The organism is Paracoccus albus (assembly GCF_027913035.1).
GTDB lineage: Bacteria > Pseudomonadota > Alphaproteobacteria > Rhodobacterales > Rhodobacteraceae > Paracoccus > Paracoccus albus.
Window position 1 is genome coordinate 2,928,328 of record NZ_CP115775.1, and the last position, 15,110, is coordinate 2,943,437.

The window sequence follows — 15,110 nt, forward strand, 5'->3', positions numbered from 1 at the left end:
CTCAGTACCGATAGTGATCCGATTTGAAGGGGCCTGCCTGCGGGACACCGATATAGTCGGCCTGCTCTGAGGAAAGCTTGGTCAGCTTCGCCCCCACCTTATCCAGATGCAGCATCGCGACCTTCTCATCCAGGTGCTTCGGCAGGATATAGACGCCCGGCGCGTATTCGTCGCCCTTGGTGAACAGTTCGATCTGGGCCAGTACCTGATTGGTGAAGCTGGCTGACATCACAAAGGAAGGGTGGCCGGTCGCATTGCCGAGATTCAGCAGACGGCCCTGCGACAGCAGGATGATGCGATTGCCCGACGGCATCTCGATCATGTCGACCTGATCCTTGACGTTCGTCCATTTGTGATTCTTCAGCGCGGCGACCTGAATTTCATTGTCGAAATGGCCGATATTGCCGACGATGGCCATATCCTTCATCTCGCGCATGTGTTCCAGCCGGATGACGTCCTTATTGCCGGTCGTGGTGACGAAGATGTCGGCGCTGTCGACGACATCTTCCAGCGTTACAACTTCGAACCCGTCCATCGCGGCTTGCAGCGCACAGATGGGATCGACTTCCGTGACCTTCACGCGGGCGCCCGCGCCCTGCAGCGAGGCGGCAGAGCCCTTTCCGACATCGCCGTAACCGCAGACCACGGCGACCTTGCCGGCCATCATCGTATCGGTAGCGCGGCGGATGCCATCGACCAGCGATTCCTTGCAGCCGTACTTGTTGTCGAATTTTGACTTTGTGACAGAGTCGTTCACATTGATCGCCGGGAAGGGCAGCAGGCCCTTCTTGTGCAAATCGTACAGGCGGTGAACACCTGTTGTCGTTTCTTCCGAAACGCCTTTGATCGCGTCGCGCTGCTGCGTGAACCAGCCGGGACTTTGCGCCAACCGCTTCCGGATCTGGGCAAAAAGTGCCTCTTCCTCTTCACTCTCAGTTGTCGCGATCAGGTCTTCTTCACCCGCTTCGACACGTGCGCCAAGCAGGATATACAGCGTCGCATCCCCGCCGTCGTCGAGGATCATGTTCGCGGTGCCTTCGCCGAACTGGAAAATCTGATCGGTGTAGGACCAGTATTCCGGCAATGTCTCTCCCTTGATGGCGAAAACCGGCACACCGGTCGAGGCAATCGCTGCTGCCGCATGATCCTGCGTTGAATAGATATTGCAGGAGGCCCAGCGGACATCTGCCCCAAGCGCCACAAGTGTTTCGATCAGCACAGCGGTCTGCACAGTCATATGCAGGCTACCCGCGATCCGCGCACCTTTCAGCGGCTTCGAATGACCGTATTCCGCGCGCAGCGCCATGAGCCCCGGCATTTCAGTTTCCGCGATATCCAGCTCCTTCCGGCCAAAGTCGGAGAGGGCAATATCTTTGACGATATAGTCGTTCATTTTAGGCCTTTCACGGGTTTGGGCCGCGATAGCACCGGGCCAGTGAAGAATCAATAAATACCCCCTGCTTGCGCGTTTCCGGCGGCTCGCGTATCGCAGAAATTAAGCGAACATTTTAGGAGACTGTCATGGCAATGCTTCTGGCCGATGTCGGTGGAACCAATGCACGGCTGGCAATTGCGCGAAACGGGGTCATCGACGCGCCAAGTATCACGCGCTATCGCGGCGACGACTATGACAGTTTCGACAAGGTTGTTCAGACCTACCTCACCGAACAGGACAATCCGCGCCTGACAGCCGTCTGCGTGGCTGTGGCGGGCCCGGTCTCTGGTGGTGTGGCGGAACTGACCAACAGGGACTGGGATTTTTCGGAAGAAAGGCTGGCGCGCCTGACGGATGCGGATAACGTCCGGCTCATAAACGACCTGACCGCGCTTGGTTATGCCACGCCGCATCTGGGCGCGGATGGGGTGTCTGTTCTGCGTGCGGCCCCAACGCATCGCGCGCGGAACGGCCAGTCGCTGGTGGTCGGTGCGGGAACGGGCTTCAACGTGTGCAGCGTCCGCAGCCTTGCGGGCGGACACATCACCTGCATGGAGGCGGAGGAAGGCCACACCAACCTTCCGGCCAATATCGCCGGAATCCTCGCGGACCGGATCGGCAAGGACAAAATGGCCCCTTTCTTCTCAACCGAGGAAACCTTCGCGGGCCGCGGTCTGGCTGCACTTCACCACGCACTTCACGGCCAAAAGGTGGAACGGGCCGAGGCGATTTCAACCGCCGCGATGGAAGGCGATGCCCAGGCCGAGGAAACCTATCGCCTGTTCACTGAACTTTTCGGCCTGCTGCTGCGCGAACTCGCACTGCGCTTCATGCCGCTGGAGGGGATGTTCCTCGCCGGTTCCGTCGCAAGAAGCTTTTCGCACCGGACAGAGCAACTTGAGGCTGCCTTCCTGACCGAACCATATATGCGCGACATCCCGGAAAACACGCCGCTGTTGCTGATTCGTGACGATATGGCCGCGCTTCAGGGATGTTTGGCAGCGATCACCTGATATTTGCTTGTCGCGACGGGTCAAATCTGGATTCTCTGGGCATAAGCTGCGACAAACGTAGCACGAGCAGAGGGACGGGGATGCGTAAAGCGGCAAAACTTGTCGTAACGGCTACCATTGCGGCAGGAATCGTTGCGGTAGAGGCTGCTGCGCAATCGGCATCTTCCTCAAATCCTTTTGCGGGCATCTCACGGATATTTCGCGGATCGGATGAGCCGGTAACGGATGAGGACGGTCGCGTCCTTGGTCCACCGGTAGAGCTGAATGTCGTCATCATCAATGGTGATGAAGAGCTGGAGCGGCCAGTGCGCAATGCTTCACTAGTTTCCGGTGCACTGGATGAGGACCGCAATACCGGACAGGATGTTCTGGCGGCCGCGCGCGGTGATTACGCCCGCGCATTGGGCGTCATGTATGACGAAGGCTATTTTTCGGCCATCATCAATATCACCCTTGATGGTGTAGAGGCGGCAGAGATCGCGCCTCTGGACGCGCCCGCCTATGTTGGCAAGGTGGTGATCGCGGTCGATCCGGGCCCGCGCTTTAAGTTCTCTCGTGCCGATCTTGGCCCTCTTGCACCGGGCACGACCGCGCTCGAAGGCTATGCCGTCGGCGAAACGGCCGGCACCGGCATTATCAAAAGGGCCGCATCCGATGCCGTCGGAAACTGGCGCGATGCCAGCCACGCAAAGGCCCGCGTTTCAGGGCAAGAGATCATCGCCGACCACAATGTCGCGCGGATCGAATCCGATGTGGATCTGAATCCCGGCCCTGCCGTGACTTTCGGGCGGCTTCAGGCGACTGGGAACGAGCGGCTCAGCACCCGGCGGCTTCTGAAAATCGCAGGCTTTCCCGAAGGTGAACCCTTCGACCCGGAAAAGCTGGAAACCGTTCGCAAACGCCTTCGCCGCACCGGCATTTTCTCTGCCATTACGCTTGTCGAGGCAGAGACGCTCAACCCCGACAACTCGCTGGATGTCGGACTGACCGTTGTTGAACAAAAGCTGCGCCGCATCGGTGCCGCGTTCGAGATATCGACGGTCGACGGTGCGATGTTCTCGGCCTACTGGCTGCACCGAAACCTTCTTGGCGGGGGGGAACGCTTCCGCGTGGAGGCCGAAGTCAGCGACGTCAAAGCCGATGGCGACCAGTTGGACTATTCGTTTGGGATGCGTGTTGACCGACCTGCGACGATCAACGCCGATACGACAGGCTATATAGATCTGCAGTTGGAGGAAGAAAACGAGCCGGAATATTACAAGAAATCCGCAGATATCGGCATCGGTTTCAACTATATCCGCAGCGAGCGCCTTTCGGCGGATATCGCCCTGCTGTTCAGCAAAAGCCGGGTCGATTACGGCTCTGGCTATTTTGACTATGAAACGATCGCGCTGCCGACCAGCGTCACCTGGGATCGTCGCGATGACATGAAGAACGCAAAGCGCGGCTTCTGGTTGTCGGGCAGCGTCACCCCGTTCCTTGGCTTCAACGAAACAGGCTCTGGCGTCAGGCTGACGGGTGAGGGCCGCGTTTATCGCAGTATGCTGACCGATGATCGACTGACTTTCGCAGCTCGTGCCCGTGCGGGAACCGTTGTCGGCCCTGATCTGATCGATATTCCGCCGGATTATCTTTTCTTCTCAGGCGGTGGTGGCAGTGTGCGCGGTCAACCCTATGAATCGCTCGGCTTTGATGTGCCGCTGCAAGATACCGACGAAGAGGCCTATGTCGGCGGGCAAAGCATCGTGAACCTCAGCGTTGAGGCGCGCTATCAGGTGCGCGAAAAGATCGGGGCGGTTGTCTTTGTCGATGGTGGTCAGATCTGGGATGAGGGCGTCTGGCAGGGTGAGACCAAATCTCAGTCAGGTGCCGGTATCGGCGTGCGATATGATACGCCCATCGGTCCCATTCGTTTTGATGTCGCCACCCCGATTGATCCGCGCGATGAGGATGACAGCAAGGTCCAGCTTTATCTGGGTCTGGGACAGGCATTCTGATGTTGCAGCGTGTCCTGATATTCCTGGCTTTGGTGCTTTTGCTGCCATTCTCGACATCGGCGCAGGAAACCGTTGATGAAGACGCGACGATTGCCGAGATCGCAGCAGAAGAATCCAGTGACGAAGGCTTCCTGACACGCGTACTGCAAAGCAGGCTGTCGGGTGCTGGTCGTTCGGTCGACATTCAGGGCTTCCGCGGCGCGCTGTCGTCCCGGGCCACCTTCGACCGTATCACTATTGCCGACGCAGAGGGCACGTGGTTGACGCTGGAAGACGGCGCGATTCAGTGGACACGCTCTGCCCTGCTGCGTGGTCGCGTTGAAATCGGAGAGTTAAGCGCCGCCCGGATCGAAATTCCGCGTGGCCCGGGCGGTGAGGCCGAAGAAGAGCAGCAGCGGACAGAGGCCAGAAGCTTTAACCTTCCCGAACTCCCCGTCGGCATAAATATCGAACAGATTGACGCCGACAGCGTCATTCTGGGCGAGGAATTGCTGGGCGAAGAAGCCGTTGTATCCGTGACCGGCTCTATGTCTCTGGCGGGTGGTGAAGGCATCGCGGATGTCGTCATTAACCGAACAGACGGCAAGAAAGGCGACTTTACTTTCAACGGCAGTTTCGACAACGAAAGCCGCGTGCTGGACGTTGACCTGTCGCTGGACGAAGACCCCGAGGGCATTTTCAGCCGCATCGCCCGGATTGAGGGCCGCCCAGCCGTGACAGCCGAAATCCACGGTGAAGGACCGCTGAGCGATTATGCCGCGACGATCCAGATTGCCACCGACGGCGAACCGCGCATCACGGGAGAGGTCAGTTTTGCGGCGGCAGAAGACGAGGACGGCACCGCCGGGAACGACTTTAACGTGCAGATCGGCGGCGATCTTGCCACGCTTCTGCCGCCTGACAACCGTGCCTTTTTTGGAAATGAGACACAGCTTCTCGCGCAGGGCTTTCGCGCGGCTTCGGGCCGGTTGGAACTGGAGGCACTCAGCCTTGACACGGATGCGCTGAAGATCAACGGCAGGCTGGCGACCAATGATCAACGCGCGCCGCAGATGCTGGACCTGACCATCGACTTTGGTGAACAGGCCGGGGCGACCGCTCTGCCGGTTACGATACCTTTCGTTGATCCCCCTGTTACGGTCCAGTCAGGCAACCTCGCCATCGGATATGACGCCAGGCAGGGTTCTGACTGGTCACTGAACGGCTGGCTTACGGCAATCGACCGCGAGGGTGTGAACCTTTCGCGGCTGGATCTGGACGGGCAGGGTCAGGTCGTACTGGCAGAGGGCGACAGTCTGGATCAGATCAACGGATCGGTCGGGTTTGATGCGTCCGGCCTGCAGCTTGCCGACGAAAAGCTGCAACGTGTCGTGGGCGATTCGATTTCTGGGCGAACCGGTTTCGACTTCGCGCCCGGTCAGGTTCTTGAACTGACCGAGATGGCGATTTCCGGGACCGATTACGGGCTGGAGGGCCGTCTGACCGTCGACGGGCTGAGCAGCGGCATCGTCCTTTCCACCGACGAAGTGATCGCAACCCATTCTGACCTGTCGAACATTTCTGAACTGGCGGGTCGTAGTCTTTCGGGCAGCGCGACCGCCGATCTTGCTGGCTATTTTCAGGTTTTGACCGGCGCCTTTGATCTGGACGGCACCGTTACGGGTACGGATCTGCGCGTCGATAACGAGCAGCTCGATCATCTTTTGCAGGGAAATTCGACGATTGAACTGTCAGCCGGTCGAACTGAAGAAGGCACCGAACTGCGTGATCTTTCGATCAATGCGCAGCGGATCAGCCTGACAGCAAGCGGTACCGCGACGAATGACAACCTTGACCTGACAGCGGATTTCAGTGTCCCGACCCTTGCCGATCTGGACCCGGATCTTGATGGCGCGCTGAGCGCAAATGCCCGTATCGTCGGCGCACCCGGTGCGCGACAGGTGATTTTGACAGGCGACGCAGCCGGTCTTCAGACGGGGATCACAGCGCTTGACGGTGCATTTGCCGGTGAAACGAGCCTTGATGCCGAATTGCAGGAGGGTGCAGACGGGTTCAGCCTGACGGCTTTGCAATTGCAGAACGGGCAGCTCGATCTTGACGGCTCGGGCGCAATAACGGGTGGCGAAATTGATGCCAACTTCGATCTTACCTTCAAGGATCTCGGCGCGTTGGGGGAACGCTTTTCGGGCATTCTTGATGCACAGGCCCAGATCACCGGCGGAGCGGATGGGCGCAATATCCTGATCACAGGCACTGGCGAAGATATCGCTGTCGGGCAGGACAATGTCGATGGCCTGCTTGTTGGGGAGACGCAGATCAATCTGCAGGCAACCCAGTCGGGCGCGGTCATCACGCTGTCAGATGCACGCGTCACGAATGAACAACTGTCCATGACGGCCGCCGGATCATTCGGCGCAAGCGGGACAAGCGCGAATGCACGGCTGGAGATCCCGTCCCTGGCGCCTATGGGGTCCGGGTGGCAGGGTGCGCTGAATGCCGATGCGGTCGTTACGCAAGGGGCCGATGGCCAGCGGCAGATCAATGTTGATGCGGTCGGTCAGGACCTCGCCCTTGGACAGCAGAATGTCGACGGCGCTTTGGTCGGCCAGACCGATATCACCATGACGGCAGAGCAGACGGCAGCTGGTGTCCTTCGCCTGCAATCTTTGGACATATCCAACCCTCAGCTTGCGGCGCAGGCATCGGGGGAACTGGTCGATGGCCGGGCAAGCGGGCAGGCGGCGGCGCAGATCGCCAATCTAGCAGCACTTGGACAGGGCTGGTCGGGATCGCTGGATGCGACCGCACAACTTGCGACGGATCAGGAAGGCACGCGACGCGTCGAAATCGACGGCACAGGGCAGAATATCAAGCTGGGTCAGGCACAGGCAGATGCCGCCCTGACCGGCATCACGACAATCGACATTGCCGCCGCGCAGCGCCGCGACGGCGCCATTGATATCGAACGTGCGAATATCACAAACGATCAGCTGACCGCGACTGCGCAAGGCCAGATCGGACAAGACGGTACCGACGCGACAGGCAGCCTGGACGTGCGCGACCTTGCCTCTCTTGGTTTGGGACTGCAGGGCGCGTTGGATGTGGATGCGGTTTTTGCCGATACCGGCGACGGTGCGCGCAGGCTGACAGTCACGGGAACCGGGGAAGACCTTGCCCTTGGTCAGCGCGGCAATGCCGGTACGCTGACGGGCACGACCGATATCGACGTGGCGGCACTGGAGCGCGATGGCACTTACACTATCGAACGTGCGACGCTGACCAACGATCAGACGCGCATCAATGCCGAAGGCTCCATCGGTCCTGGCGGGACCGACGCCCGTGCTGATCTGGATATCAGCGACCTGTCGGCGCTTGGCCTTGGTATGGCCGGCGCAGTCACCGCAGAGGCGAGCGTGCAAGACACCGAAGCCGGCGGGCAGGCTTTTTCAGTCACCGGCACCGCCACCGATCTTGCCCTTCGTCAGGCGGGCGAAGACCGTGCGTTGCAGGGCGAGACGCGCTTTGTCGCCAATGGCAGCCTGAATGAGGGTGTCGTCACGCTGGATTCCGCGCAAATCGACAACCCGCAACTCAGCGCAAATGCCAGCGGCGTCTATGGCCCCGATCAGACCGAGCTGACGGCAAGACTTGACGCCTCTGACCTGTCATTTATCGGCGGCGGTGTTGGCGGTGCGGCGAATGCTTCGGCAGAGATTACGGATACCGATGACGGTCGCGTTTTTGATGTAACCGGCTCTGCTCAGGACCTGACGATCGGCAACGCTCAGGCCGATGCGGCGCTTGCTGGTGAAACGCGGCTGGCCGTTCGGGCGATACAGAATGGCAGCCGCTATGAAATAGAGCAGCTTCAGGCCGAAAACCCGCAGATAGAAGTTTCGGGGCAGGGCGTTCTGGGCGGTGGTCAGACGCGCTTCGAAGGCAATGCCGGCAGCGACGATCTGTCATTTCTCGGCCAAGGCTTTGGCGGCGCGGTCAACGCCGATGCAACCCTGCAAACCCGTGGCGGCGTGGTCGAGTTCGACATAAGCGGGACCGGCTCAAACATCGCTGTCGGCGTCGCGCAACTTGATGCGGCGCTTGCGGGCAATACAAGTTTCAGCGCAACCGGGCAGCAGGACGGCGCGCTGATCCGTCTGGATCAGGCGACCGCATCGAATGATCAGCTGAACGCGAATGCAACCGGGGTTTACGGTGCAGGACAAACTGACATCACGGCAGAACTTTCGGTACCAAGCGTTGGTTTTGCTGGCGGCTACAGCGGCAGCCTGAACTCGAACGCGCGCATTCTTGACGTGGCGGAGGGCCGCAGGATCACAGCCGACGCGGTTGCCAATGGTCTGGGCATCGGAAATGAGCGCGTGGACGGCTTGCTGGCTGGACAGACAGTTGCCGATGTCGCACTGCTACAAACCGAGGGCGGCATCATCGTTGAACGGCTCAACGCGCGGAATCCGAATCTTCAGGTTATTGCGGACGGCAACCCTGCACAGGGGCTGAACGTCGATGCGCGCCTGTCGGACCTGTCCTCTGTCCTGCCTGGTATCGACGGACCTGCGCAGGCGGTTGGGACCGTTCAGCAGACTGAGGCCGGAACCCAGATGGATATCGCCGTGACCGCTCCGGGCGGAACGCGCGCGCAATTGGTTGGGCAGCTTGCCGGTGACGCCACCGATCTGCGCATGAGCGGTGTCAGCGACGCAGCCGCTGCCAACCCCTTCCTGCGGACCCGCAGCGTCGAGGGGCCCGTGAGTTTCGATCTGCGTATGCAAGGTCCTCCGGATCTGAATTCGATCACCGGCAATGTCAGTATGCCAAGCGGACGTCTTGCCGAACCCCGTATCGGGCTGACCGTCGATGATCTTCGTCTCGACGCGCAACTTGAACGTGGGCTTATAGATCTGGACGTCGCTGGAAATATCAATGCAGGCGGCAGCCTTGCTGTCGATGGCGCGGTCGATCTTCGCAGCGGCTCTCCGGTGCTGGATCTGAGGGCACGGCTGAATCGGGCCGTCATTCGCGATCCCAACCTTTACGAACTGGTCGCGGACGGCACCGTCTCTGTCACGGGTGTTGCCGCTGACGGTCCCTTGGTCAGCGGCACGATCAATATTATTGAAGCCGAATTCCGCATCCCCTCGACCGGATTGGGCGGCGCACAGGACATTCCCGATATCGTGCACGTCAACGACAATTGGCGCATTGCTGCGACACGCGCGAAGGCGGGCATCGAACCCTATGGCAGTCTCGCTGCGCAAGCGGCCGAGTTAAGCGGACCGGCGGCCGTTCCGCCCGCAAACCCTGCCCGCTTTGACCTGACTATCAACGCGCCCAACCAGATCTTCGTGCGTGGTCGCGGCGTCGATGCCGAACTTGGCGGCTCTACCCGGCTGACCGGCGATGCGCGCAACCCCATCCCAATCGGCCATTTGTCGCTGATCCGTGGGCGCGTCGACCTGCTGGGCAAGCGGTTCGACCTGACGGAGGGTCTGGTAGAGCTACAGGGCAGCATGATCCCGGTTATCCGGTTGGTGGCCACCCATACCGAAGACGACATCACCATCCGCATCATCATTGACGGCGAAGTGCGCGATCCGGACATCACATTCGAATCCGATCCGTCGCTGCCGGAAGAAGAGGTTCTGTCGTATCTGCTGTTCGGGCAGGGTCTGGACCAGATCAGCCCGCTTCAGGCTGCACAGCTTGCCAATGCGCTTGCAGTGCTGGCCGGTCAGGGCGGCATCGGCGTCGTTGGCAATATCCGAGAGGCGACGGGTCTCGATGATCTGGATATGACCGTGGACGATGATGGCAGCGTAGCAGTGCGTGCGGGCAAATACCTTTCGCGCAACGTCTATACCGATGTTGAGCTTGACGATGCCGGAAAGACCCAGATCAACCTTAACCTTGATGTCACCGACTCGCTGACGGCCCGAGGTTCGGTTGACAGCGAAGGCGACAGCACGCTCGGCCTGTATTACGAAAGAGATTACTGATCAGCACCTTACGAACGCGACGCTTTACCGATGGCGCAAGCCGGACTAGGGTTCCTCTGTGAAGGCTTAACAAAAGCTGCATTGGAGGAAACTGAATGAGTAAGCGAGACGAGCTGATCGCAAAATATGCCGCAGATATCAAGGAAAAGCTGGGTCAGACGCCCGACATGGATCTGCTGACGAAAGTGACCATCGGTTGCGGTCCCTCTATATATAACGCGGACAGCGAGACGGTCGCTGCCAGCGATAACGCCGAGCTTGAGCGCGTTAAGAACAACTTCCTGATGAAGAAGCTCGGGCTGCCGGATGGACCAGCTCTGATGGAGGCGATCACAAAAGTGATGTCAGACTATGGCAGTTCGAACCGCAACAAATATCGCGCCGTCGTCTACTATATGCTGACGAAGCACTTTAACAAAGAAGCTGCTTACAACTGATAAAGCCACATGCGGGCCGGAAGTGCCTTTGTTTCGGCCCGCTTGGCGCTTGCAACTCTCTTCCCTATCCAAAGCCAGGATGCGGCGGATGCCGTCCCAACCTCTTCTGGTCAGTGATGAAAAGGGAAAACCGATTCAAATGTCACGATAATATCAACAGTTTTCAGTAAGACCTCTTGCTACCCAACGACGTTTTCATGCGTTACAGGCCCGAATAGCACTCCATTTTTGTTCAGAAGGTGACCCCAATGACCAGATTTTCCACCGCTACAGCCCTTGGCGTTATCCTCGCAGCGTCACCCGCGCTTGCCGAAATTACACCGGGTTCGGTGTGGGAGCAGCTGAGCACCTATTACGAGACGATGGGCCTTACGGTCACGACCGAAGACGTCGAAGAGGCAGGCGATACCGTCACGGTGCGCGGTCTTTCGCTTTCGCAGTCGGACGACACGGGATCAATTGACGCCCAACTGGGCGATCTGGTGCTGACGGCCACGGGCGACGGCGGCGTCACCGTCGATATGGCCGACGAATGGACGGGTACAGCATCATTCGAAGCGCCGATTTACGATGATGAAGACGACGCGACCATGGCGCCCGATGCGACAGATGATACCACGTCCGCCGCCGAAGATGCGGCCACGGACGATGCCGCGGATGCCGACACCACAGGTGGCAGCGAAGCAGAAGATGCAGCCGATGCCGAGACCACGGCACCTGATGCGGCGGACGATCAGTCCTCGGACGATGATGACGCTGAAACCCAGGAAATGGGCACCGTGGAAGTCGCTTTCACCGCGACCAATCCGGGTGAGACCATCACAGTGAACGATGACGGCGGCGCAAACCTCTATGAGTTTGCCTTCCCGACGATGGAAGTGGTCGTCGACAGTGTCATCGGCACCGATGGCATGACATATGAAACCCCCCTCACCGCGACGATCACCAACTTTACAGGTACCGAGCGGATAGATTCCACCGACGGGTTCAAACTGGTTCAAACCGGCGCCGCCGATTCAGTTGCGCTGACGGTAGATTTCGCCGACGACAATGCGAGCGCCGACATTTCCGGCACCATCTCGGATATTGCATATAACAGCGATACGAATGTCCCCGCCGGAACCGAGCTTGGCCCGGACCTGACCGGCGCATTGAAGGCCGGTCTGGATATCAGCGGCGACATGACCGCAAGCGATCTTGACTTTCAGGTCGACATGGAAGGCACGAATGACGAAGGCACGATGCAGACCGTTTCCATCGCCTCAAAGTCGGCGGACCTTGCTCTTGACGTTATGATGGCGAACGGGATGGTTGGCTATTCAGGCACGTCCGGTGCGACCACGGTGGATGCGACGCTGCCTGACATGCCAATGCCGATCAATTACGCCTCTGACAGTGCCGAATTCAACATCGAGATGCCGCTTGTTTCTGCGGCGGAGCCGCAGCCATTCAAATTCGTCTATGGGCTGACCGGCCTGACACTGTCCGACAGCATCTGGGCAATGTTCGACCCTCAGTCGGCGCTGCCGCGTGATCCGGCGAACGTCCATATCGACGTGTCCGGCACCGCTACGCTGGATGTCGACCTGACCGATCAGAACGCAATGTCCGACCCTTCTGTCGCTCCGGGAGAGTTCAACTCTGTCTCGATCAACAACGTCGACATTTCGGCACTTGGTGCCAGTGTCTCCGCCACGGGTGAGCTGAACAGCCCGGAGGGCGGCAACATGACGACGCCGGTTGGCGTTATCAATGGCCGCCTGGAAGGTATCAACGCGCTGTTCGACAAGCTGATCGAAGCTGGCATGATGCCGCAGGAACAGGCGATGGGTGTTCGCATGATGTTGGCCATGTTCGCCAAGCCGGACCCCGAAAATGCCGAGGTCATGACTTCGGAAATAGAGTTCCGCGAAGGTGGCTCCATCTTTGCAAACGGTCAGCAAGTCAAGTAAACCTGCCATCCGAATAATGAGGCGGGCCGTCGCGTTCAGTCGTGGCGGCCCGTTCGGTTTCGGGGTTGCGTCACAGACTGTTTGCCGCCCATTAACACTAATGTCACTTTTCCGCGCCCACCAAGGATCCACATGCTTCGAGATCTGACACATGCCCTGCTACAGGCGGCCCGCGACGAAGGGGCCGAAGAGGCCGAGGCGATGGCCATTCGTGCTGCTGCGACCGGCATTGATGTGCGCAACGGCAGCCTGGAACATGCCGAACGCGCGGAAGGGGTGGAGATCGGTCTGCGGGTGCTGATTTCCGGACGGCAGGCAAGCGTTTCCGGTGCCGATCACCGCCAGGACACAATTAGGACTATGGCCCGGCGCGCGGTGGCGATGGCGCGTTCGGCACCGGTCGACGATAGCCTTGGGCTTGCCGACACCGATCAGCTCGCCACCGAAACCGAAGGCGATTATCTTCAGCAGTTCGACACCAGCGAAGCCCCCGACCCCGCCGCGCTTGAAGACCGCGCCCTGCGGGCAGAGGCTGCAGCGCTTTCCGTCGACGGCGTCAGGACCGTTGAATCCGCGAATGCCAGCTATTCACACAGGGAAAGCTGGCTGGCGATGAGCAATGGTTTCGAAGGCGGCCACCGCCGCAGCCAGCACGCCACAAGCTGCACCGCAATCAGCGGTTCGGGCCCGGGGATGGAGCGTGATCACGCAGGCGAGGGCCGCATCTGGGCAGAAGACATGCCCTCAGCCGAGGAAATCGGCCAGCTCGCCGGTGAACGCGCGGTCGCCCGGTCAGGTGCGCACAGGCCGCCCACCGGTGCCTTTCCGATCATCTACGACGAACGGATCTCGTCGGGGCTGATCGGGCATCTGCTTTCTGCGGTGAACGGAACAGCCATTGTGCGCGGTGCAAGCTGGCTGCGCGATGCGATGGATATGCAGGTTCTCCCCGAAAGCATCACAGTGCAAGAGAATCCGCACCTGCCGCGCATGTCCTCTTCCCGCGTCTTCGACGCTGAAGGCCTGCCGACGAAGCCGCGCGACATCGTCCGGGACGGCCTCCTTACATCCTGGACCCTTGACCTCGCGACAGCGCGCAAGCTTGGGCTTGAAAGCACCGCCAGTGCGGTGCGCGGACTGGGCGGGCCACCGGCACCGGGGCTGTCCAACATCCGCATGACCGAAGGGGATCACAGCCGTGACGAGCTGATCGCCGATATGGGGCGAGGGTTGCTTGTCACATCTTTGATCGGCTCTTCCATTAACCCTACAACGGGTGATTACTCTCGCGGTGCGGCTGGGTTTTGGGTTGAGAACGGGAAGATCAGCTATCCCGTCAATGAATGCACGATTGCCGGCAATCTGCGCGATATGCTGATGCGGCTGACCCCGGCAAATGACGCTCGTGACTGGCGCGCGGTTCGTGTGCCCAGCCTGCTGGTTGAAGGAATGACCGTTGCCGGCGCCTGAGGAAGACCTGAAGCTGCTCGTTTCGGCCGCCGAAAAGGCCGGAGAGATAGCGCGTCGCTACTGGCGGCAGGAACCCGTGACCTGGGAGAAGGATCTTGGCGCAGGTCCCGTGACCGAGGCTGATCTTGCCGTCAACGATTTCCTGAGCAGCGAATTGTTAGGCGCGCGGCCCGAATATGGCTGGCTGTCCGAAGAAAGTCCCGATGATCCGGCGCGGCTGGATGCGCTACACTGCTTCATCATTGATCCAATTGATGGCACCCGTGCCTTTATCGATGGGCAAGAAGGGTTTTCGCATTCCCTCGCCATCGCGCGTGGTGACAGGATCGTCGCCGCCGTTGTCCATCTTCCCGTCAAGAGATTGACCTATGCCGCACATGAAAATGGCGCGGCGACACTGAATGGCAAGGCGATCAGGGTAAGCGAGGCAGCCATGCCCGATGCCGACGTGCTTACGACCAAGGCCTCCCTTGCGCCCGCTTTCTGGAAGGGAGGCAATCCGCCAGAGTTCAAACGCAGCTTCCGACCCTCGCTTGCGTGGCGGTTATGTCTCGTGGCGGAGGGTCGGTTTGACGCGACGCTGTCGCTGCGGTCAGCGTGGGAATGGGATATCGCGGCAGGCAGCCTGATTGCGGAAAAAGCGGGGGCCAGCGTAACCACCATGACTGGTCGGCCCATGCGATTCAACAATCCGCAGCCCATGCTGGATGGGCTGGTGATTGCGGGACCGACGCTTCACGCCGAATTCATGGCGCATCTTGAAGGGCGCTGAAGCAGCGCCCGAGCCCCGCT

General features: G+C 59.9%; 8 protein-coding genes. 7 read left to right on the forward strand and 1 reads right to left on the reverse strand.

Going from position 1 to position 15,110, the window contains the following annotated elements:
• Position 1: 1 nt before the first annotated feature.
• Positions 2-1,393: an adenosylhomocysteinase gene (ahcY, locus tag PAF20_RS14725; protein ID WP_271071349.1), complete on the reverse strand. Its 1,392-nt coding sequence runs from the start codon at positions 1,391-1,393 to the stop codon at positions 2-4.
• Between the two features lie 128 nt (positions 1,394-1,521).
• Between ahcY and PAF20_RS14730 the strand changes: the two genes are divergently transcribed.
• From PAF20_RS14730 to PAF20_RS14760, 7 genes are all read left to right on the forward strand, one after another.
• Positions 1,522-2,448: a glucokinase gene (locus PAF20_RS14730; protein WP_271071350.1), complete on the forward strand. Its 927-nt coding sequence runs from the start codon at positions 1,522-1,524 to the stop codon at positions 2,446-2,448.
• Between the two features lie 80 nt (positions 2,449-2,528).
• Positions 2,529-4,445 (forward strand): autotransporter assembly complex protein TamA, encoded by a 1,917-nt coding sequence (locus tag PAF20_RS14735; protein ID WP_271071351.1) that lies wholly within the window; start codon positions 2,529-2,531, stop codon positions 4,443-4,445.
• Positions 4,445-10,459 carry a translocation/assembly module TamB domain-containing protein gene (locus PAF20_RS14740; RefSeq protein ID WP_271071352.1) on the forward strand — a complete coding sequence of 2,005 codons (6,015 nt, stop codon included), beginning with the start codon at positions 4,445-4,447 and terminating at the stop codon, positions 10,457-10,459. The genes PAF20_RS14735 and PAF20_RS14740 overlap by 1 nt, the downstream gene beginning before the upstream one ends.
• A 95-nt stretch (positions 10,460-10,554) precedes the next feature.
• Positions 10,555-10,896: a DUF2853 family protein gene (locus tag PAF20_RS14745; protein ID WP_271071353.1), complete on the forward strand. Its 342-nt coding sequence runs from the start codon at positions 10,555-10,557 to the stop codon at positions 10,894-10,896.
• A gap of 248 nt (positions 10,897-11,144) precedes the next feature.
• Positions 11,145-12,848: a DUF2125 domain-containing protein gene (locus PAF20_RS14750; RefSeq protein ID WP_271071354.1), complete on the forward strand. Its 1,704-nt coding sequence runs from the start codon at positions 11,145-11,147 to the stop codon at positions 12,846-12,848.
• Between the two features lie 132 nt (positions 12,849-12,980).
• On the forward strand, positions 12,981-14,318 hold the full coding sequence (locus PAF20_RS14755) for a TldD/PmbA family protein (RefSeq protein WP_271071355.1): 1,338 nt from the start codon (positions 12,981-12,983) through the stop codon (positions 14,316-14,318).
• Positions 14,305-15,090: a 3'(2'),5'-bisphosphate nucleotidase CysQ gene (locus PAF20_RS14760; protein ID WP_271071356.1), complete on the forward strand. Its 786-nt coding sequence runs from the start codon at positions 14,305-14,307 to the stop codon at positions 15,088-15,090. The genes PAF20_RS14755 and PAF20_RS14760 overlap by 14 nt, the downstream gene beginning before the upstream one ends.
• Positions 15,091-15,110 lie beyond the last annotated feature (20 nt).

Coding starts and splice junctions, on each gene's coding strand:
- ahcY (WP_271071349.1), bottom strand. CDS start 1,393: ATGAACGACTATATCGTCAAAGATATTGCCCTCTCCGACTTTGGCCGG.
- PAF20_RS14730 (WP_271071350.1), top strand. CDS start 1,522: ATGGCAATGCTTCTGGCCGATGTCGGTGGAACCAATGCACGGCTGGCA.
- PAF20_RS14735 (WP_271071351.1), top strand. CDS start 2,529: ATGCGTAAAGCGGCAAAACTTGTCGTAACGGCTACCATTGCGGCAGGA.
- PAF20_RS14740 (WP_271071352.1), top strand. CDS start 4,445: ATGTTGCAGCGTGTCCTGATATTCCTGGCTTTGGTGCTTTTGCTGCCA.
- PAF20_RS14745 (WP_271071353.1), top strand. CDS start 10,555: ATGAGTAAGCGAGACGAGCTGATCGCAAAATATGCCGCAGATATCAAG.
- PAF20_RS14750 (WP_271071354.1), top strand. CDS start 11,145: ATGACCAGATTTTCCACCGCTACAGCCCTTGGCGTTATCCTCGCAGCG.
- PAF20_RS14755 (WP_271071355.1), top strand. CDS start 12,981: ATGCTTCGAGATCTGACACATGCCCTGCTACAGGCGGCCCGCGACGAA.